Annotated in this window: 18 protein-coding genes and 1 other annotated feature; all 18 genes read right to left on the reverse strand. The window is 61.0% G+C overall.

The window, feature by feature from the left end; all coding sequences use genetic code 11:
* Positions 1 to 91 precede the first annotated feature (91 nt).
* Positions 92 to 796 carry a hypothetical protein gene (locus H7B90_RS21545; RefSeq protein ID WP_185137963.1) on the reverse strand — a complete coding sequence of 235 codons (705 nt, stop codon included), beginning with the start codon at positions 794 to 796 and terminating at the stop codon, positions 92 to 94.
* The gene (locus tag H7B90_RS21550) at positions 793 to 1,674 is read right to left on the reverse strand and encodes an ABC transporter ATP-binding protein (protein ID WP_185137964.1); all 882 of its coding nucleotides are present in this window, start codon (positions 1,672 to 1,674) and stop codon (positions 793 to 795) included. Before H7B90_RS21550 ends, H7B90_RS21545 begins: the two co-directional genes overlap by 4 nt.
* An 807-nt stretch (positions 1,675 to 2,481) precedes the next feature.
* Complete coding sequence (gene rpoC / locus H7B90_RS21555; RefSeq protein ID WP_185137965.1) at positions 2,482 to 6,099, reverse strand: DNA-directed RNA polymerase subunit beta'; 3,618 nt, start codon at positions 6,097 to 6,099, stop codon at positions 2,482 to 2,484.
* A 118-nt stretch (positions 6,100 to 6,217) separates the two neighbouring features.
* Positions 6,218 to 9,763, reverse strand: a complete 3,546-nt coding sequence (gene rpoB, locus H7B90_RS21560; protein ID WP_185137966.1) for a DNA-directed RNA polymerase subunit beta — start codon at positions 9,761 to 9,763, stop codon at positions 6,218 to 6,220.
* Between the two features lie 337 nt (positions 9,764 to 10,100).
* Positions 10,101 to 10,706, reverse strand: a complete 606-nt coding sequence (locus H7B90_RS21565) for a class I SAM-dependent methyltransferase (protein WP_185137967.1) — start codon at positions 10,704 to 10,706, stop codon at positions 10,101 to 10,103.
* 78 nt (positions 10,707 to 10,784) lie between these two features.
* A complete protein-coding gene (rplL, locus tag H7B90_RS21570) occupies positions 10,785 to 11,147 on the reverse strand; it encodes a 50S ribosomal protein L7/L12 (protein WP_185137968.1) in 363 nt (120 codons plus the stop codon).
* 74 nt (positions 11,148 to 11,221) lie between these two features.
* A complete protein-coding gene (gene rplJ, locus H7B90_RS21575) occupies positions 11,222 to 11,725 on the reverse strand; it encodes a 50S ribosomal protein L10 (RefSeq protein WP_185137969.1) in 504 nt (167 codons plus the stop codon).
* A gap of 54 nt (positions 11,726 to 11,779) precedes the next feature.
* Positions 11,780 to 11,933: a sequence feature (ribosomal protein L10 leader region), on the reverse strand.
* Positions 11,934 to 11,985: 52 nt separating this feature from the next.
* Positions 11,986 to 12,678: a 50S ribosomal protein L1 gene (gene rplA, locus H7B90_RS21580; protein ID WP_185137970.1), complete on the reverse strand. Its 693-nt coding sequence runs from the start codon at positions 12,676 to 12,678 to the stop codon at positions 11,986 to 11,988.
* Positions 12,679 to 12,780: 102 nt separating this feature from the next.
* On the reverse strand, positions 12,781 to 13,206 hold the full coding sequence (gene rplK / locus H7B90_RS21585; protein ID WP_027092014.1) for a 50S ribosomal protein L11: 426 nt from the start codon (positions 13,204 to 13,206) through the stop codon (positions 12,781 to 12,783).
* Between the two features lie 76 nt (positions 13,207 to 13,282).
* On the reverse strand, positions 13,283 to 13,816 hold the full coding sequence (nusG, locus tag H7B90_RS21590) for a transcription termination/antitermination protein NusG (protein WP_185137971.1): 534 nt from the start codon (positions 13,814 to 13,816) through the stop codon (positions 13,283 to 13,285).
* 25 nt (positions 13,817 to 13,841) lie between these two features.
* Positions 13,842 to 14,051: a preprotein translocase subunit SecE gene (gene secE / locus H7B90_RS21595; RefSeq protein ID WP_185137972.1), complete on the reverse strand. Its 210-nt coding sequence runs from the start codon at positions 14,049 to 14,051 to the stop codon at positions 13,842 to 13,844.
* A gap of 18 nt (positions 14,052 to 14,069) precedes the next feature.
* A complete protein-coding gene (gene rpmG / locus H7B90_RS21600; protein WP_185137973.1) occupies positions 14,070 to 14,219 on the reverse strand; it encodes a 50S ribosomal protein L33 in 150 nt (49 codons plus the stop codon).
* Positions 14,220 to 14,618: 399 nt separating this feature from the next.
* Entirely contained in the window at positions 14,619 to 15,269 is a 651-nt protein-coding gene (gene sigH / locus H7B90_RS21605) for an RNA polymerase sporulation sigma factor SigH (RefSeq protein ID WP_185137974.1), read from the reverse strand.
* Between the two features lie 162 nt (positions 15,270 to 15,431).
* Entirely contained in the window at positions 15,432 to 15,959 is a 528-nt protein-coding gene (locus H7B90_RS21610) for an NYN domain-containing protein (RefSeq protein WP_185137975.1), read from the reverse strand.
* Positions 15,946 to 16,770 (reverse strand): 23S rRNA (guanosine(2251)-2'-O)-methyltransferase RlmB, encoded by an 825-nt coding sequence (gene rlmB, locus H7B90_RS21615; RefSeq protein WP_185137979.1) that lies wholly within the window; start codon positions 16,768 to 16,770, stop codon positions 15,946 to 15,948. The genes H7B90_RS21610 and rlmB overlap by 14 nt, the downstream gene beginning before the upstream one ends.
* 325 nt (positions 16,771 to 17,095) lie before the next feature.
* A complete protein-coding gene (locus H7B90_RS21620; RefSeq protein WP_376701744.1) occupies positions 17,096 to 17,719 on the reverse strand; it encodes a Mini-ribonuclease 3 in 624 nt (207 codons plus the stop codon).
* 47 nt (positions 17,720 to 17,766) lie between these two features.
* Positions 17,767 to 19,176, reverse strand: coding sequence for a cysteine--tRNA ligase (gene cysS, locus H7B90_RS21625; protein ID WP_185137976.1), 1,410 nt, complete (start codon positions 19,174 to 19,176; stop codon positions 17,767 to 17,769).
* A 48-nt stretch (positions 19,177 to 19,224) separates the two neighbouring features.
* Positions 19,225 to 19,938 carry a serine O-acetyltransferase gene (gene cysE, locus H7B90_RS21630; RefSeq protein ID WP_221482122.1) on the reverse strand — a complete coding sequence of 238 codons (714 nt, stop codon included), beginning with the start codon at positions 19,936 to 19,938 and terminating at the stop codon, positions 19,225 to 19,227.
* Positions 19,939 to 20,255: the final 317 nt, after the last annotated feature.

Genomic DNA, 20,255 nt, shown 5'->3' on the forward strand with positions numbered 1-20,255 from the left:
CTTCGACCTCCGAGCCGCATAAAATTCAGCACGTCGGGCACACACTAGGATATCTTATCACCTGGACCGGGCAGTGTCAAGAAAGGATCTCTTAGAAAAGACGTCGGCTCGACCGGCGTATATACGCCGCGACGAGAGCCGCCAAATAGAGCGCCGAGTAGCCGAGAAGCAAGGCGATTCTCCCCGCCGGCACCTCTCCGAAGCGGACGAGCATGTCCGAGATCCGGAAGACCGGCGGCACGAGCCACATCGCGATCCGAAGAGTTTCCGGAAGCTTCTCCTCCAATCCTTTTCCCCCGACCGATATCGCAAGCACGAGCAGCAGCCCCAACAGGGCAAGCGAGCGGCTCGCCGCCCAGCGCTCCGTGAAGAAGGCGGCGCAGGCGATCCCGAGCCAGGCCAGCAAGAGATGCGCCAGCAGGGCGATTCCGGCTTCGGGCGCGCCGGGGACGCGGTCGAACTTGTCGAATAGGATCGGAAAGGCGACCGCTAGAATCGACAGCAGGGCGGTTACCGTTCCGAGCAGCGAGAATTTGGCCGCTTCGTATTTGGCGACGCTGCGCGAATGAACGATCGTGACGAACCGCTGCGCCTCGTGCTCCAGGTCGATGAAGCCGTACGAGAGCCAAGCGGCGATGACGAACGTCCATATCGCGGTGAAGGCGTAGCTGTCCATGACCGGGTTCGGGACCTCGGAGTAGATAAACAAGATCGGTCCCGCGTACGCCAGGAGCGGAGCCAGGTAGCGATGAGAGCGAGCGTAATAGACGAAAAGGTAGCGGAGCAGGGCCGTCATGGCTTCGCCTCCGTCCGCTCTTCGGTCACTTCGAGGATGGACGCGCCGGCCTCGAGAAGCTCCTTGAGCAGCGCGTCGCTGCGCTCGGCCTCCACCCGGTACCGGACGACGTCTCCCTCCGTGCGGCAGTCGACGACTCCTTCCGACCGCGGGGCGGCATCCGCCTCCCTTATCCCCGGCATCCGGGCCGTCACTTCTCGCACCCTGCGCCTCGCTCGCGGATAAGTCTCGTCGCTTCCGATCCGCCCGTTCTCGATGGCGACGCAGCGGTCGGCCAGCCGGTCCACCCACTCCCTGTCGTGGCTGGCGACGACGATCGTCGTCCCTCCGGCCGCGAGCTCCCGAAGCAGCCCCGTCATCTCCTCCCGCGTAGACTCGTCAAGACCGCTGAACGGCTCGTCCAACAGCAGCAGCCGCGGCTCCGCGAGAACGGCTTGGATGAGATTCGCCTTCTGCAGCATCCCCTTGGAGAAATGCCTCATCTGAAGGGGCCCCGTATGGGCGAGTCCGAGCCGGGTCAAGTACCGGTCGATCGCGATCTCCGCCTTCTCTTCCGGCAAGCCGGCGATCGCGGCCATGTACCGGAGGTATTCGCGCGCGGAGAATCGCAGCTTCGGCAGCCGGTCCGGCGCGTAGCCGATCCGGATCGGCTCCGGGCTCTCGGCCAGCCGCCTCTCCCCCGAGGACAAGGCGGCGATTCCGGCCAGCAGCCTCAGCAGCGTGCTTTTCCCCGAGCCGTTGGAGCCGACGATCGCCGTCAGCTCGCCTTCGCGCACGGCCAAATTCACGTTCTCGAGCACGTTCCGTTTATCGTATCGCTTGCATGCGCCGCTCAGGACGACAAGCGCTCTTGGCGCGGCGGCGGACGTATCCGGCATTGTCCATGCTCCTCCATGATAGATGCTGTTTATTAATACAGGATTAACGCGGTTAAAGTTGCTGATTTTTTTGTCGGATATCCTCCTGTGGATATCGGATGCCGCCCCGAGAGACGGCAGCTCCGGGTCGGACGCCGCGGTTAATCACATGTGAATAACGGCTTGCGAGGCCGATATTCACAATTCGGCTGTGGGGAATGGGGACAGCGATGTGCATAGACGGGCGGTTCGTTCGATTGGCGGCTCGGATTCGCGGGATAAACGGTTTGCGATGTGAATAATTCGGGGCGCAGATCGTTAATGGAGTACGGCCGCGAGACGTTTGCCCACATGTGGATACAGGGAAAATGCGTTAATGCGCGGGGCAGGCCAAGGAGTTCACATGTGGATATGGGATGCGCGGCGTTAGCGAGCGGTTTGTGCGGCGTCCGGATGTGGATAGGAGAATGCGTGTGATGGAAGTCCGAAGTAGGTGGGTAGTGCGGTGTAGAGGGGCGGCGTAGGTGGATGGTGTAGGGATGTGGTGTAGGGGTGTGGTGTAGGGGTGTGGTGTAGGGATGTGGTGTATGGGTGTGGTGTGGAGGTACGTAGGTTGAATGAAGCAGGCGGTAAGTTTGATTTTTCGCCTTACGAGCTCGCGGTCGTGGATTTCGAACATGCAGGTCGCTTTTTTTAACTTGCGAAGGCGTTCGGAGGTTGGAGAATCAAGGCTGCCAGTCGCGGGCACAGGAAAAGCATAAGAAAAAAGCGGCCCCCCGAGAGGGACCGCTTCTTCGCGAAACGCGGTATCGGAAGTCAGCCCGGCGATTACTCGACCGTGACGGCTTCCAGATCGGCCGCTTCGTCCTCCGGCTCATCCAGAGGCGAGACGACCTTGATGTTGCGGTAGCGGGACATCCCCGTTCCTGCCGGGATGAGCTTCCCGATAATGACGTTCTCCTTGAGGCCGAGCAGACGGTCGACCTTGCCCTTGATGGCGGCATCGGTCAGGACGCGCGTCGTCTCTTGGAAGGACGCGGCCGACAAGAAGGAGTCGGTCTCGAGCGAAGCCTTCGTAATCCCGAGCAGCACCGGACGAGCGACGGCAGGCTCTTGGTCCGCCATGATCGCTTCGCGGTTGGCCGCTTCGTATTCGTGCACGTCGACGAACGAGCCCGGCAGCAGCTTCGTGTCGCCCGGATCGACGATCCGGATCTTGCGAAGCATCTGCTTGATCATAACCTCGACGTGTTTGTCGTTGATCTCAACGCCCTGGTTCCGGTAAACGCGCTGAACTTCCTGCAGAATGTAGTTCTGCACGCCGCGGACGCCCTTGATCCGGAGGATCTCCTTCGGGTCGATGGAGCCGTCGGTCAGCTCGTCGCCGGCTTCGATCTGGAGCCCTTCGTAGACGCGGATGCGCGAACCGTACGTGACGGCGTAAACCTTGGTCTCGGCATCGCCTTGAACCTCGATCTCGCGGCGGTCCTTCGTCTCGCGAATCTCCTTGACGACGCCGTCGATCTCGGAGATGACCGCTTGCCCCTTCGGGTTCCGGGCTTCGAACAGCTCCTGGATCCGCGGAAGACCTTGCGTGATGTCGTCTCCGGCGACGCCGCCGGTGTGGAACGTACGCATCGTCAGCTGGGTACCCGGTTCGCCGATCGATTGGGCCGCGATGATGCCGACGGCTTCGCCGATCTCGACCTTCTTGCCCGTCGCCAGGTTGCGGCCGTAGCACATCTTGCACACGCCGTGGCGGGCGCGGCAGCTAAGCACGGAGCGGATCTGCAGCTTCTGGATACCGGCGCGAACGATCTGTTCGGCCTTGACGGAGTCGATCAGGTCGTTGCGGCCGACGATAATCTCGCCGGTCTCCGGATGGCGAACCGTCTCGAACGCGTAGCGGCCTTCGATACGGTCGTACAGGTCCTCGATGATCTCCTTGCCGTCCTCGATCCGGCTGACCACGATGCCCTTGTCGGTGCCGCAGTCTTCTTCGCGAACGATGACGTCTTGAGCGACGTCGACGAGACGGCGGGTCAGGTAACCCGAGTCCGCGGTCCGCAGAGCCGTATCCGCCAGACCTTTCCGCGCGCCGTGGGTGGAGATGAAGTACTCCAAGACCGTCAGGCCTTCGCGGAAGTTCGACTTGATCGGCAATTCGAAGATTCGGCCGGACGGCGTCGCCATCAGGCCCCGCATGCCGCCGAGCTGCGTGATCTGCGACTTGTTGCCCCGCGCTTTGGAATCGACCATGAGCATGATCGAGTTGTAGCGGTCCATCGACTTCATGAGGACGTCGGTAATCTCGTCCTTCGTCTTCGACCAGATCTCGATGACGCGGTCGTAGCGTTCTTCGTCCGTGATCAAGCCGCGGCGGTATTGCGTCGTGATCGTCTTGACGCTCTCGTCGGACTTCTTCAGGATATCGAACTTCTCCGGCGGGATCATAACGTCGGCTACCGCGACCGTGATCCCGGCGCGCGTCGAGTACGTGAACCCGAGCTGCTTGATATCGTCGAGGATAACCGAAGTCTGCATCGTATGGTAACGGTTGAAGCACTCGCCGATGATCTGACCGAGGTATTCCTTGCCAACGGCGCCCGGCGTCGGAACTTCCTTCATGATCGCGTCGATGTCGGCGCCCTTGTCGTAGATGAAGTACTTCTCCGGCGTGCCCTTCAGCAGATTGTCCTTGGTCGCCTCGTTGATGTACGGGAACGTATCCGGGAAAATCTCGTTGAAGATGATCTTGCCGATGGTCGTGATGAGCAGCGCGTCCTGCTGCTTATCCGTGAAGGACTTCTTGTTCAGAGCCTTGACCGGAATGACGACGCGGGCGTGAAGATCGGCCACTCCGCGCTGGTAAGCGGACACCGCTTCGTTCACTTCGGACAGGCGCAGGCCGGAGCCCTTCGCTTCCTTGTTGTCCATCGTCAGGTAATAGCAGCCGAGTACCATGTCCTGAGACGGGGTTACGACCGGCTTGCCGTCCTTCGGGTTCAAGATGTTGCCCGACGCGAGCATGAGCAGGCGGGCTTCCGCTTGAGCCTCGGAGGAGAGCGGAACGTGCACGGCCATCTGGTCGCCGTCGAAGTCGGCGTTGTACGCCGTACAGACGAGCGGGTGCAGCTTGATGGCGCGGCCTTCGACCAGGATCGGCTCGAACGCCTGAATCCCGAGTCTGTGCAGCGTAGGCGCGCGGTTCAGCAGAACCGGGTGCTCCTTGATGACGTCCTCGAGAACGTCCCATACTTCGGCGCTGACGCGTTCGACCTTGCGCTTCGCGCTCTTGATGTTATGGGCGAGTCCCTTCTGAACGAGCTCCTTCATGACGAAGGGCTTGAACAGCTCCAGAGCCATCTCCTTCGGCAGGCCGCACTGATACATCTTCAGGCTCGGCCCGACGACGATAACGGAACGTCCGGAGTAGTCGACGCGCTTCCCGAGCAGGTTCTGGCGGAAGCGGCCTTGCTTGCCCTTCAGCATGTGGCTGAGGGACTTCAGCGGACGGTTGCCGGGACCCGTAACCGGACGGCCGCGGCGGCCGTTGTCGATCAGGGCGTCGACGGCTTCCTGAAGCATCCGCTTCTCGTTCTGTACGATAATGTCCGGCGCGCCCAGATCGAGCAGGCGCTTCAGACGGTTGTTCCGGTTGATGACGCGGCGGTACAGGTCGTTCAAGTCGCTCGTCGCGAAGCGTCCGCCGTCGAGCTGAACCATCGGACGCAGCTCCGGCGGAATGACCGGCAGCACGTCGAGGATCATCCAGTCCGGCATGTTGCCGGAATTGCGGAACGACTCGATGACTTCGAGGCGCTTGATCGCGCGGTTGCGGCGTTGGCCTTGGGCCGTGCGAAGCTCTTCCTTGAGCACGTCCAGCTCGCGGTCGAGGTCGATATCCTGCAGCAGCTTCTTGACCGCTTCGGCGCCCATGCCCGCTTGGAAGGCATAGCCGTACTTCTCGCGGTAGCTGCGGTATTCCTTCTCGGAGAGCAGCTGCTTCTTCTCGAGCGGCGTGTCGCCCGGATCCGTCACCACGTAGGACGCGAAGTAGATAATCTCTTCGAGCGAACGCGGGGACATGTCGAGGGCGAGGCCCATCCGGCTCGGAATGCCTTTGAAGTACCAGATGTGCGAGACCGGAGCGGCCAGCTCGATGTGGCCCATCCGTTCGCGGCGCACCTTGGCGCGGGTCACTTCGACGCCGCAGCGATCGCACACGACGCCTTTGTAGCGGACGCGCTTATATTTGCCGCAATGGCACTCCCAGTCCTTGGTCGGCCCGAAGATCTTCTCGCAGAACAGGCCTTCCTTCTCCGGCTTGAGCGTCCGATAGTTGATCGTCTCGGGCTTCTTCACTTCGCCTCTCGACCACGAGCGGATTTTGTCCGGGGAGGCCAAACCGATTTTCATAAACTCGAAATTGTTGACGTCTAACAAGGAGCAAACCCTCCTTCATCGTTGCTGCGGATTTCGGAACGGGAACGGCTGAATAACCGGATCTTGCGGACGGAGAACGGAGTCGGGCGGCCGCTTGGCCGCCTTCTCCTTCGGACGATTACTCGGCGCCGACTTCGGAGCCTTCCAGGTTCAGGTTCAGCTTGTCGCCGGTAGCGTCGTCTTCGTCGTCCATCTCTTTCATTTCGATCTCCCGCTCGTCGCCCGCGAGGATCTTCACGTCCATGCCGAGGCTCTGCAGCTCTTTGATCAAGACCTTGAACGATTCGGGAACGCCCGGCTCCGGCACGTTCTCGCCTTTGACGATCGATTCGTACGTCTTCACCCGGCCGACCACGTCGTCGGACTTGACGGTCAGAATCTCTTGCAGCGTGTAGGCGGCGCCGTAGGCTTCCAGCGCCCACACTTCCATCTCCCCGAAGCGCTGGCCGCCGAACTGGGCTTTACCGCCCAGCGGCTGCTGCGTAACGAGCGAGTACGGACCGGTGGAACGGGCATGGATTTTGTCGTCGACCATGTGCGCCAGCTTGATCATGTACATGACGCCGACGGTGATCTCGCGTTCGAACGGCTCGCCCGTGCGTCCGTCGTACAGGATCGTCTTGCCGTTGCGCTGCATGCCGGCTTCTTCCATCGTATCGAAGACGTCGTTCTCGCGCGCTCCGTCGAATACCGGGGTCGCGGCGCGAATTCCGAGGTATTTGCAAGCCATGCCGAGGTGAACTTCCAGCACCTGTCCGATGTTCATCCGGGAAGGTACGCCCAGCGGGTTCAAGACGACTTGAACCGGCGTGCCGTCCGGCAGGAACGGCATGTCTTCTTCTGGCAGGATGCGGGCGATAACCCCTTTGTTGCCGTGGCGTCCGGCCATCTTGTCGCCCTCGGAGATCTTCCGCTTCTGGGCGATGTAGACGCGCACCAGCTGGTTGACGCCCGGCGGCAGCTCGTCGCCGTTCTCGCGGGTGAACACCTTGACGTCGACGACGATGCCGTCGGTACCGTGAGGCACGCGAAGCGACGTGTCGCGGACTTCGCGAGCCTTCTCGCCGAAGATCGCGTGCAGCAGGCGCTCTTCCGCCGTCAGCTCGGTGACGCCCTTCGGCGTGACCTTGCCGACGAGGATGTCGCCCGCGCCGATCTCGGCGCCGACGCGGATGATGCCGCGCTCGTCGAGGTTGCGCAGCGCGTCTTCGCCGACGTTCGGGATGTCGCGCGTGATCTCTTCCGGCCCGAGCTTCGTGTCGCGCGCTTCGGACTCGTACTCCTCGATGTGGATCGAAGTGTACACATCCTCGCGGACCATCTTCTCGGAGAGGAGGATCGCATCCTCGTAGTTATAGCCTTCCCAGGTCATGAACGCGACGACGACGTTGCGGCCGAGGGCCAATTCGCCGGTGTCGGTGGACGGACCGTCCGCCAGGATGTCGCCCTTCTTGACGATGTCTCCCTTGCGGCTCAGAGGACGCTGGTTGATGCACGTTCCTTGGTTGGAACGCATGAACTTCTGAAGCTTGTATTTGACGAGATCGCCCTTGACTTCCTTGCCGTCGATCACTTCCGTGCGGCGGAGCCAGATCTCGTTCGCGGTAACGCGTTCGATGATGCCGTCGTACTTGGACACGATGCAGACGCCCGAGTCCTTCGCGGCCTTGTGCTCCATGCCGGTGCCGACGAGCGGCGCGTCCGGCACGAGCAGCGGAACGGCCTGCCGCTGCATGTTCGATCCCATGAGCGCGCGGTTGGAGTCGTCGTTCTCGAGGAACGGGATCATCGCGGTCGCCACGGACACGACCTGCTTCGGCGAGACGTCCATGAAGTCGACCCGGTCGGACGGCATCGTCAGGATGTTGTCCGCTTGCTTGTTGTAGCGAACGATGACCATGTCGTCGGCGAACCGGTTGTCCTCCGTCAGCTCCGCGTTCGCTTGCGCGATGATGTAGTTGTCTTCCTCGTCCGCCGTCATGTAGACGATCTCTTCCGTGACGCGTCCGGTCGTATGGTCGACCTTGCGGTACGGCGCCTCGATGAAGCCGTACTCGTTGATGCGGGCGAACGTCGACAAGGAGTTGATCAAGCCGATGTTCGGACCTTCCGGCGTCTCGATCGGACACATCCGGCCGTAGTGGGACGGATGAACGTCGCGCACTTCCATGCCCGCGCGTTCGCGCGTCAGACCGCCGGGACCGAGAGCGGACAGGCGGCGCTTGTGCGTCAGCTCGGCCAGAGGGTTCGTCTGGTCCATGAACTGAGACAGCTGCGAGGAGCCGAAGAACTCCTTGATCGCCGCGATGACCGGACGGATGTTGATCAGCGCTTGCGGCGTGATCGCGTTCTGGTCCTGGATCGACATGCGCTCGCGAACGACGCGCTCCATCCGCGACAAGCCGATGCGGAACTGGTTCTGCAGAAGCTCGCCGACGGAACGCAGGCGACGGTTGCCCAGATGGTCGATGTCGTCCGTGTTGCCGATGCTGTGCAGCAGGTTCATAAAGTAGTTGATCGAGGCGATAATATCCGCCGGGGTGATATGCTTCACCGACTTGTCGATCAGGCCGTTGGAGATGATCTTGACGACCTTGCCGTCTTCTTCCGGAGAATAGACGTTAACGACTTGCAGCGGAATGTCTTCCGATTCGTTGACGCCGCCGGTGACGCGGTACGTCTTGAAGCCGACGTTCTTCTCCAGCATCGGAAGAATCTGATCCAGCAGACGGCGGTCGATCATCTGGCCGGCTTCGGCCACGATCTCGCCCGTCGACGGATCGACGAGAGTCTCCGCCAGGCGTTGATTGAAGAGGCGGTTCTTGATATGCAGCTTCTTGTTGATCTTGTAGCGGCCTACGTTCGCGAGATCGTAGCGCTTCGGATCGAAGAAGCGGGCCACGAGCAGGCTTCGCGCGTTCTCGAGAGTCGGCGGCTCGCCCGGGCGAAGGCGCTCGTAAATCTCGATAAGGGCCTTCTCCGTGGAATCGGTGTTGTCCTTCTCGAGGGTGTTGCGGATGAACTCGTCATGCCCGAGCAGATCGAGAATCTCGGCGTCGGTGCCGAACCCGAGGGCGCGGAGCAGAACGGTAACCGGAATCTTGCGCGTCCGGTCGATCCGCACGTATACGATATCTTTGGCGTCCGTCTCGAGCTCGAGCCAAGCTCCCCGGTTCGGGATGACGGTAGCGGTGTAAGTCTTCTTGCCGTTCTTGTCTACCTTGGTGCTGTAGTAGACGCTCGGCGAACGGACCAGCTGGCTGACGATGACGCGTTCCGCGCCGTTGATGATGAAGGTGCCGGTCTCCGTCATGAGCGGGAAGTCGCCCATGAACACCTCTTGCTCCTTCACTTCGCCGGTCTCCTTGTTCAAGAGACGGACTTTGACGCGAAGCGGCGCCGCGTAGGTCACGTCGCGCTCCTTCGATTCGTCGACCGAATACTTCGGCTCTCCCAGGCTGTAGTCGATGAACTCCAGCACGAGATTGCCCGTGAAGTCCGAGATCGGCGAGATGTCTTGGAAAATCTCGCGCAGCCCTTCGTCAAGGAACTTCTGATAAGACTGCTGCTGGATCTCGATCAGGTTCGGGACTTCCAGCACCTCGTTAATGCGGGCGTAGCTGCGCCGCGTGCGGCGGCCATACTGAACAAGATGTCCTGCCAATTAACCTCACCCCTTCAGTCTACTTCAACACAAGCGAGAACGAGATCCTCTCTCCAGCAGTAGCAGAGGCAGCCGTTCCGCGGGCGTACGCTCGTAAGCAAGCCAAATCGCAGGACAAACGGCCGGATAGCGTAAATAAAGAAAAGCCCTTATGCGCCGGTAGGCATCACAATGGCACCCGTTATCCAGTCATTTGCCCAAAACAAACCCATTATACGCCATTCGGCAGAAACTTATTCGCAAATTGCCGATTTAGCTTGACATTTCAGCCCGCTAAAGACAATGAGCCCATCTTAATACTGACATTTTTCAATAATATCACACTGTGAAAACCAAGTCAAACCATTTCTGCTCGGTAAATCCGATAGCCCTTGTCCTTGCCGATCTCTTCGACCCGATCCTCCCCGAACACTTCCTGAAGCTTCGCCTTGGCCGACGGAGCCCCTTGCTTGTTCTGGATGACGATCCACAGCGATCCGCCCGGGTTCAGATGCTCCTTCGCTTCCGTCAAAATTCGATGGACGACGACTTTGCCCGCCCGGATCGGCGGATTCGAGAGTATGACGTCGAAGCGCCGGCCGGCCAGGGCCTCGTACAGATCGCTCTGCATCGCCGTAACGTTGGCGATGCCGTTCGCGGCCGCGTTGTCCCGCGCCAGCGCGACGGCCCGTTCGTTGATATCCACCATGGTGACATGTCCTCGCGGCGCAAGGCGGGCCGCGACGAGTCCGATCGGACCGTATCCGCACCCGAGGTCGAGCACGTTCGCGTCCGGGGCCAGCTCCATCCGCTCGATCAAGACGCGGCTGCCGTAGTCCACCCCGTCCCGCGAGAACACGCCGGCATCGGAGGTGAGACGGAAGCGGTGGCCTCTCAGCTCGGCCGCGAACGTCCGCCGGTCGCTCGCGGTCTGTGGAGTTCTCGAATAATAATGCTCGCTCATCGGCGTTCCTCCTTGCCTTCATGAACAAACCCCTCGAAGAAGGAATTCTTCAAGGGGTTTGATGCCTAGGCGATCCGATTACTTAACTTCAACCTTAGCGCCGGCTTCTTCGAGCTTAGCTTTGACGGACTCGGCTTCTTCCTTGGACACTTTCTCTTTGAGCGCCTTCGGAGCGTTGTCGACGACGTCTTTCGCTTCTTTCAGGCCGAGACCCGTGATTTCGCGAACGACTTTGATAACGTTGATTTTGGAAGCGCCGGCGTCCACGAGGACAACGTCGAATTCCGTTTGCTCTGCGACTTCGGCAGCGCCGCCGCTAGCGACGACAGCTACCGGAGCAGCCGCGGTTACGCCGAATTCTTCTTCGATTGCTTTAACGAGATCGTTCAGTTCCAGAACGCTCATGCCTTTGATGGCTTCCAAGATTTGCTCTTTGCTCATGGAATTGTACCCTCCAATAGTTTAGTGTTGTTGGTTGGTCGTGCCTGTGCGCGGCCGATCGCTAAGCGGTCGGCTTACGCGCTTGCTTCGTTCTTCTCGGCGACCGCCTTGACGGCCAGCGCGAAGTTGCGGATCGGAGCTTGAAGGACGCTGAGCAGCATGGACAGCAGGCCTTCGCGGGAAGGCAGGTCGGCCAGCGCTTTGACTTGGACGCTGTCGATGAAGCGGCCTTCAACGACTCCGCCCTTCAGCTTCAGAGCGTCGTTCTTCTTCGCGAAGTCGTTCAGGATCTTCGCGGCCGCGACGACGTCGGTCTTGCTGAACGCGACGGCAGTCGGGCCGGTCAGAACGGAATCCAGCTCGGACAGTTCGACGCTGGCGGCGGCGCGGCTGACCAAGGAGTTCTTCAACACTTGGAATTCGACGCCGGCTTCGCGAAGCGTCTTGCGAAGCTCGGTGACTTGAGCGACGTTCAGACCGCGGTAGTCGGCCACGACGGTGCTCGCGCTCTCGCGCAGCTTCGACGCGATCGCCGCGACTTCCTGCTGCTTCGCTTCGATGATTTTCGCATTTGCCATTTCGTACACCTCCTGGATCATCATTCAACCGTATCGAATTCGCGTAAAATCGGCGGGGACATAAGAAATGCCTCCGCAGAATCTACGGAGGCATGACGTGTTCATCGATTCGACGGCCCCGGAGAGCCTGTCGCGATCTATCCACACACCTCGGTAGGAAATTAAGCCTCTCGGCACCTACGGTCTACGGTATCGATATTCAACTTTATGAACTTACCACGATCGTGCAAAGCCTGTCAATCGCTAGTTATTCCCTGCGATTAACGGTAAGCAGCCACGTTGACGCGAGCGCCCGGTCCCATCGTCGAAGAGATCGAGATGTTCTTCAGGTACACGCCCTTGGCAGCCGCCGGCTTGGCGCGGTTCAGCGCGTCGATCAGAGCCTTCAAGTTATCGTTCAGCTTCTCGGCGTCGAACGATACTTTGCCGATCGGTGCGTGAATTTGTCCGGCCTTGTCCAGACGGTATTCGATCTTACCGGCTTTGATCTCTTGGACGGCCTTGGCAACGTCGTTCGTTACCGTGCCGGCCTTCGGGTTAGGCATGAGGCCCTTACCGCCGAGAATACGACCGAGTTTACCGACTTCGCTCATCATGTCCGGAGTCGCGACGCAGACGTCGAACTCGAACCATCCTTGCTGGATCTTGTTGATGAGGTCCGCATCGCCGACATAGTCGGCTCCGGCGGCTTCGGCTTCTTTAAGCTTCTCGCCCTTGGCGAATACGAGTACGCGCTTCGTCTTACCCGTACCGTGAGGCAGGACGACGACGCCGCGAACGTTCTGGTCTTGCTTCCTCGGATCGACGCCGAGACGGACGGCGACTTCGACGGACTCGTCGAACTTGGCCGTAGCTGCCTTCTTCACGAGCTCGATCGCTTCCAACGATTCGTAGGTCGCGTCGCGGTCGATCAGCTTGGCGGCTTCTGCGTACTTCTTGCCGTGCTTAGCCATGTTGTTCTCCTCCTTGTGTGGTAGTAACGGAAGTTCTCCTCCCACATGCCCCGGACGACAACGCCCGGCGCACCCGGTTCGGGAACTGCTTCCCGTCCGGAATTAGTCTTCGACGACAACGCCCATGCTGCGGGCGGTACCTTCGATCATGCGCATAGCCGCTTCGACGGAAGCCGCGTTGAGGTCGACCAGCTTCTGCTCGGCGATCTCGCGTACTTTCGCGCGCTTAACGGTTGCGACTTTCTTCTTGTTCGGCTCTCCGGAACCCTTCTGGATACCGGCTGCGACGCGCAGCAATACGGCTGCCGGCGGCGTCTTCGTCTCGAACGTGAAGGAACGGTCCTCGAATACGGTGATGACGACCGGAATGATCAGTCCGGCTTGGTCCGCCGTACGAGCGTTGAATTCCTTACAGAAAGCCATGATGTTGACGCCGGCTTGACCCAGTGCAGGACCGATAGGCGGCGCCGGGTTGGCTTTGCCGGCCGGAACTTGAAGCTTAACCAGCTTGATGACTTTTTTGGCCATGATGCACACCTCCTTGCCCCATAATGCGGTTCGACGGGATTCGAGATCCCTCCCGCTCTTTCATAGAAACCAGATATTATATCTTCTCCACTTGAGTATAATCCAACTCGAGCGGGGTTTCCCTACCGAACATGTTGACGTGCACCTTCAGCTTGCTCTTGTCGTGCAGGATCTCTTCGACCGACCCGACAAAATTGGCGAAAGGCCCGACCTTGACGCGAACGTTCTCCTTCAGCTCGAAGTCGATGACCGGCTTCGGCTCTTCCATTCCCATGTGGCGCAGAATCTGTTCCACTTCTTCGGGAAGCAGAGCCGTCGGCTTCGACCCGGAGCCCGTGGAGCCCACGAACCCGGTAACGCCGGGCGTGTTGCGAACCACGTACCAGGAGTCGTCGGTCTGGATCATCTCGACGAGGACGTAGCCGGGATACACCTTGCGCATCACCGTCTTCTTCTTGCCGTCCTTGTTGACGAGCTCTTCCTCCATCGGAACGAGCACCCGGAAGATCTTGTCCTGCATGCCCATTGACTCCACGCGCTTCTCCAGGTTCGTCTTTACCTTGTTCTCGTAACCGGAGTACGTGTGGACAACGTACCATCTTTTCTCCATCGAAATGCCACCTTTGGTTCCCACGTCAAATGACGAGATCGACGAGCTGAGAAATGATTATGTCCAGCACCCAGAAGTAGAGGGTTACCAGCAGCACGGTCACCACGACGACGATCGTGTAGCTGATCAACTCTTTACGCTTCGGCCAGCGGACTTTCTTCAATTCGCCCCAACTGTCGCTAAAGAACGAAAAAAAGGACCCAAAGCTCTGTTTCATTTTGGCTAGGAAAGTCACGTCCAAACCTCCTACGACTTACCGAGTTTCGCGATGAGGAAGATGCGCGTTGCAGAACTTGCAGAACTTCTTCAGCTCGATGCGATCGGAGTGCGTCCGTTTGTTCTTGCTCGTCGTGTAGTTCCGTTGCTTGCAGGTCGTGCAAGCGAGCGTGATAATTACCCGCATGTGTTCCACCTCCCGGGCTTGCCAACTTCATAAACATATTGAATCCAAGTGCAAACGCCGCTCCGTCGACCTACGACAACGAAACCTGGCGTATCACTCGAGATTCAGGGCCTGTGCATAAAACTCCACCTTAAGGTTACTAAAATAATTTATCACAGGCCCCTATCGATGTCAACGAAAATCACGGTCAAGGAAAATCGGTACATGCTCCCAGCCTCAGAGCCTAGTATCCATTGTATCTCTATTTGGATGAATCTAACCCTCCCCGGCGACATTCCTTCGGGTCTCGTCCGTCGGATCGCGACGCGCGGGCGAACGCGGAACCAAAAAAAGCGGCCCGTCGAAGGCCGCTTGTCGTTGGCAAGGTTAGGTATCCTTATGTACGAGTTCCGTTCGCGCTTATCCGCCGATATCTCGCACTTCCAAGTATCTCTCGAGCTTGCGCTTCACGCGCTGCAGAGCGTTGTCGATCGACTTGACGTGCCGGTCGAGGTCGACGGCGATCTCCTGATAAGAGCGCCCGTCAAGATAGAGCATGAGAACCTTCCGTTCCAGATCGCTCAGAATCTCGGACATCTTGTCCTCGAGTCCGAAGAATTCTTCCTGGTTGATGATCATCTCTTCCGGATCGCAGACGCGGGAGCCGCAGATGACGTCCAGCAGCGTCCGGTCGGAATCTTCGTCGTAGATGGGCTTGTCCAGCGAGACATAGGAGTTGAGAGGAATGTGCTTCTGACGGGTGGCGGTCTTGATCGCCGTGATGATCTGGCGGGTGACGCACAGCTCGGCGAACGCCTTGAAGGAGGCCAGCTTGTCTCCCTTGAAGTCGCGAATCGACTTGTACAAGCCGATCATGCCTTCCTGCACGATGTCTTCCCGCTCCGCCCCGATCAGGAAGTACGATCGGGCCTTCGCGCGGACGAAGTTCCGGTACTTGTTGATCAAGTACTCCAGAGCGTCCGAATCTCCAAGCCGGACGGCCTCTACGATGTCCTCGTCGGTCTTGAAGTCATATTCGTGTGTTGCCAATTCGTTCACGTCAACGCTCACGAATCATCCCTCCGACCTTCAGGACATGATGGATTCCAATTCACATTCTAGCAAACTACTACCAATATACTTGATGAAGCCCATAGCGTCAACCGATTCGACCTGATTTGACGCGGATTCCGGGGTTTCGACCCTGGCAAAACTGCCATCCGCCTCCAAGTTTCAGTCGCCTTCTCCCCGCCTCATTCTCTCCAGGCGGACCTGCACGTCGGGGCGAAGCACGTTGCCCAGAGGATTCCGCTTGGGCGGCGGCTCCTTCCGGATCGTCCGCTCGATCTCCTTCCGGCTCTCCTCGACGGCGATCCGGAGCTCGCGGGCCGAGAGGCGAAGCGCGCCTCTCCCGAAGGCGACCCGCTGCTCCGTCTGGTCCGACGTGGCCACGTACACGTTGCGCTTCACCGACGTCGTCTCGCCGACCAGCCGCTCGAAGCATTCGTCCGCCGTCTCCTTCTCCCGGGTGAAGACGACGTTCAGCCGATGGTGCTTGTATTCGGCGCCCAAGCCGGGAACCCGGAACGCGTCGAACACGACGGAGACGGACACCCCGGCGTAGCTCTGGTAGTTCGCGAGCAGGTCGAGGAGCCGGTCGCGGGCGTCCTCGAGCTTCTCCTGCTTCAGCTTCTCCAGCTCCGGCCAGGCGCCGATCATGTTGTAGCCGTCGACGATCAGGACGTCTTCACGGCGAAGCATGTCCTTCTCCTCGGCCGGCCGGATCGGCGCCCTTAGCAAGCCCGCGCTGCCGGACGCTCTCGTACAGGATGACGCCGGCGGCGACGGACGCGTTCAGGGAGTTGACCTTCCCGAACATCGGAAGCGAGATGAGGAAGTCGCACTTCTCCCGCACGAGGCGGGAGATTCCCTTGCCTTCGCTGCCGATGACGATCGCCAGAGGCCCGGTCAGGTTCGCCTTGTACGCGCTCTGGGTCGCGGCGGCGTCGGCTCCGGCGATCCATACGCCGGCTTCCTTCAGCTTGTCGATGGTCTGGGCCAGATTCGCCACGCGGGCGACGGGCACGTGTTCGACCGCTCCGGCCGACGTCTTGGCCACGACTGCCGTCAGGCTCGCGCTGCGGCGCTTGGGCACGATCACGCCGTGGGCTCCCGTGCAATCGGCCGAACGGAGGATGGAGCCGAGGTTGTGCGGGTCCTCCACCTCGTCGAGCAGCACGAGCAGCGGCGCTTCGCCGCGTTCGGCGGCCAGCTCGAGCATATCGTCGACTTCGGCGTAGGAGACGGCCGCCGCCTGGGCGACGACGCCTTGGTGCTGCACGTCCGGCGCCAGGGAGTCGAGCTTCTTCTTGTCGGCGAACTGCACGACGACGCCGCGGGACTTGGCTTCCTCGAGAATCGGCTGAACGAGGCTCCGCTGCGCCTGGTTCGACACCCAGATCTTGTTCAGGGCCCGTCCGGCCTTCAGCGCTTCGAGCACCGGGTGCTTGCCCGCCAGATACGTCTCGCTTGCCGACTCCTCTTCTTCCGGCCCTTCGAAGGCCGCCGTCACGGGCGGCCGTTCGGCCGGCGGACGTCCGGCTTCCGGACGGCGCGAGTCGTGCCGGCGAGCCTCCGGACGATCGGCACGGGCATCCGCGCGATGGGCTTCCGACCGGCGGGAGTCCGACCGGTTGCCTTCCGGACGATGAGCATCCGGGCGGCGAGCATCCGACCGATGGGAATCCGGGCGATGGGGATCCGAACGATGGGGATCCGAACGATGGGAATCCGGGCGTTGGCCGTCCGGCCGGCGGTCCGCGGAACGGGCTTGCGAATCCTTGTCGCGGCGTCCCGGCCCCGGCCTTCCTCCGGACGATGGGCGTGGGCGATGGCGATTATTCATGATGATCAGGTCCTTTCTCACTCGTCGTCGGATCGTCGGCGAAGGCGAGGCCGATCAGCCGTTCGAGCCTGTCCCGCTCTCCGCGGTAATAGAGGTAGCCGACCAGGCACTCGAGCCCGGTGGCGTGGCGGTATTCTCCGGGATCGGCGTTCTTGGGCGGCTGCCCGGACTTGGCGTTGCGGCCGCGCCGCGCGATGTCCGCCTCCTCCTCGGTCAGAAGCGGCATCCAGCGCCGGAGCAGCCTCGCCTGGGCCGCCGCCGAGACGTAGCGGGTGGAGGCGCGATGCAGCTCGTGCGGCTTGCGGACGATGTTCGCGATCAGATATTGGCGCACGTACACCTCGAACACGGCATCGCCGATATACGCCAGAACGACCGGCGGGAGCTGGTTCGCCGGCACGCCCGCGGGAACGAGCGGGGCGACGATGGGGCCGGGAGACGGCGACGCCATCGGGACGGCCGCTTCCGGGGCCGGCATCGCCGTCCCGGAAGCCCCGGCGCCCGGCCGGCCCGGGACGGCCGCTCCGGCCGCCAACGACCGCTTCTCCGCCACGGCGGCATCGGCCGCGGCTCTCGCGTCCCCGGAAGCCGAAGCTTCCGCGGTCTCGGATCGCAAGCCGCCCTCCCGTTCCGCTTCCGACGCCCCAGGGAACGTCGGCCCGCTCATCCGCGCCGCCAACGGATGCCCTGCGGCGTATCCTCGAGCAGAATTCCCTTCGCGGCCAGCAGGTCGCGAATCTCGTCGGCGCGGGCGAAATTCCGGCTCTTCCGCGCTTCCGTCCGCTCGGCGATCAATCCCTCGACCTCCGAGTCCAGCAGATCGTCGCCCGCTTCCGGCAGAAGCAGCCCGAGCACGCCGTCGAACTCTTCGATCAGCCCGAGAATGAGCTTCAGCCCCGCGGCTTCGACCGTCTCCCTCTGCAGGTAGGCGTTCGTCTCGCTGACGAGCTGGAACCAGACCGTCACGGCGTCCGCCGTGTTGAAGTCGTCCTCCATCTTGGCGCGGAACTCCCCGCGCAGCCGCCCGATCTTCTCTTGCAGCCCGGCGTCCGGCTCCGCGATCGAGCCGGCGTCGGCGCTCGAGAGCCGGTGCAGGACGTTGTCCCGGCTCGTCGTCAGCCGCGCGACGCTGTTCTCCGCCTGGCGGAGCGTCTCTTCGCTGAAGTTGAGCGGGCTGCGGTAATGCGTTGTCAGCATGACGTACCGGATCGCCTGCGCGCTCGTCCGCTTCAGCAGCTCTCTCGGATTGATCCCGTTGCCGAGGGACTTCGACATTTTCTCATTATTGATGTTCACGAAGCCGTTATGCATCCAGTAGCGGGCGAGCGGCTGTCCCGTCAGCGACTCCGATTGGGCGATCTCGCACTCGTGGTGCGGGAACTGCAGGTCGTGGCCGCCGCCATGGATGTCCAGCGTCTGCCCCGCGTACTTCAGAGCCATCGCGGAGCACTCGATGTGCCAGCCCGGACGGCCTTCGCCCCACGGGCTCGGCCAGCTGATCTCGCCCGGCTTCGCGGCCTTCCACAGCACGAAGTCCTGCGGGTTCTCCTTGCGTTCGTCCACCTCGACGCGGATGCCGTACTGCAGCTCGTCGAGATTCTTGTGCGACAGCTTGCCGTATTCCGGGAACGCCGACGTACGGAAGTAGACGTCGCCGCCGCTCTCGTAGGCATAGCCTTTGCCGACGAGGCCCGAGATAAACTCGACGATCTCCGGAATGTTCTCCGTCACCCGCGGGTTGATCGAGGCCGGGCGAGCGCCAAGCCCTTCGCGGTCCTCGTTGAATCCCGCGATGAACCGATCCGCGAGCTCCGGCACGGTCACGCCGAGCTCCGCCGCCCGGCGGATCATCTTGTCGTCCACGTCCGTGAAGTTCACGACGTAGTTCACTTTGAAGCCGGCGTACTCGAAGTAGCGGCGCACGACGTCGAAGAAAATAACCGGACGCGCGTTGCCGATATGAATGTAGTCGTAGACGGTCGGCCCGCAGACGTACATGTTCACCTGGCCGGGAACGAGAGGCACGAACGCTTCCTTCTCCCGGGTTAAGCTGTTATAGATCGCGATGGTCACCTAGGGTTGGCTCCTTTTCTAACCGTTATCGTTCATTCATGGTATGCTTCACGAATCCTGGGGCGCCGCTCCGACCTTCTCCCGTTCCTGCGGCTCCCGCCCGCTTCCGCTTCCTTCCGGGCGTTCCTTCAACCGCTGAATCTCGGCCTTGAGCTCGTTGATCTCCTTCTGCATGAAGCGGAACGTCTCGACCAGCGGGTCCGGAAGGTTCGTGTGATCCAGCCGGTCGCCGACCCTCTCGCCGTTGCGCTTGACGACCCGCCCCGGAATGCCGACGACGGTGCTATCGGGCGGCACGGGCCGGAGAACGACGGAATTGGCTCCGATATTCGAATTGTCGCCGACTTTGAACGAGCCTAACACCTTCGCCCCGGAAGCGATGACGACCCGGTTGCCGATCGTCGGGTGGCGCTTCCCCTTCTCCTTGCCGGTGCCGCCGAGCGTGACGCCCTGGTAGATGACCACCTCGTCGCCGATCTCGCACGTCTCCCCGATGACGACGCCCATCCCGTGGTCGATGAACAGCTTGCGGCCGATCTTCGCCCCCGGATGGATCTCGATGCCCGTCATGAACCGGCTGATCTGCGAGATGATCCGGGCGATCGTGAACCAGCGCCGCCGGTAGAACACGTGAGCGATCCGGTGCGCCCAGATGGCGTGCAGCCCGGAATATGTGAAGATGACTTCGAATCGGCTCCGCGCCGCCGGGTCGTTCTCGAAGACCGCCTCGATGTCCGAGCGGATCGTGCTCCATATTCCCATCTCCAACCCCCCTCTGTCTACTTGGCCAAAAAGGAAAACAACAGCTGACGCCGTATCCGACGGCTTGCCGGACTGCCGCTCCGCTATGGGAACCGTTACCGGGACCTCATGGCGGTCCGATGGGTGGCGAGTAGTTGTTCGAAATTCTAGAACATCTCCGGGATTTGGGCCCGTTTTCGGGCGTGTTGTTCTAATCCTTAGAACATCTCTGGAATTTACCGGCCATTCTCGGATGTGTTGTTCTAATTCTTAGAACATCTCCGGGATTTCCGGCCCGTTTTCGGGTGTGTTGTTCTATTTTTTAGAACATCTCCGGA

Origin of the sequence: Cohnella xylanilytica, assembly GCF_014212175.1 — a bacterium.
In the GTDB taxonomy this organism is placed as follows: domain Bacteria; phylum Bacillota; class Bacilli; order Paenibacillales; family Paenibacillaceae; genus Cohnella; species Cohnella xylanilytica.

Bases quoted from the DNA above. Each gene is read 5' to 3' on its own strand.
- H7B90_RS21545 (WP_185137963.1), bottom strand. From the start codon at position 796: ATGACGGCCCTGCTCCGCTACCTTTTCGTCTATTACGCTCGCTCTCAT.
- H7B90_RS21550 (WP_185137964.1), bottom strand. From the start codon at position 1,674: ATGCCGGATACGTCCGCCGCCGCGCCAAGAGCGCTTGTCGTCCTGAGC.
- H7B90_RS21565 (WP_185137967.1), bottom strand. From the start codon at position 10,706: ATGAGCGAGCATTATTATTCGAGAACTCCACAGACCGCGAGCGACCGG.
- rplL (WP_185137968.1), bottom strand. From the start codon at position 11,147: ATGAGCAAAGAGCAAATCTTGGAAGCCATCAAAGGCATGAGCGTTCTG.
- rplJ (WP_185137969.1), bottom strand. From the start codon at position 11,725: ATGGCAAATGCGAAAATCATCGAAGCGAAGCAGCAGGAAGTCGCGGCG.
- rplA (WP_185137970.1), bottom strand. From the start codon at position 12,678: ATGGCTAAGCACGGCAAGAAGTACGCAGAAGCCGCCAAGCTGATCGAC.
- rplK (WP_027092014.1), bottom strand. From the start codon at position 13,206: ATGGCCAAAAAAGTCATCAAGCTGGTTAAGCTTCAAGTTCCGGCCGGC.
- nusG (WP_185137971.1), bottom strand. From the start codon at position 13,816: ATGGAGAAAAGATGGTACGTTGTCCACACGTACTCCGGTTACGAGAAC.
- rpmG (WP_185137973.1), bottom strand. From the start codon at position 14,219: ATGCGGGTAATTATCACGCTCGCTTGCACGACCTGCAAGCAACGGAAC.
- H7B90_RS21610 (WP_185137975.1), bottom strand. From the start codon at position 15,959: ATGCTTCGCCGTGAAGACGTCCTGATCGTCGACGGCTACAACATGATC.
- cysE (WP_221482122.1), bottom strand. From the start codon at position 19,938: ATGGGAATATGGAGCACGATCCGCTCGGACATCGAGGCGGTCTTCGAG.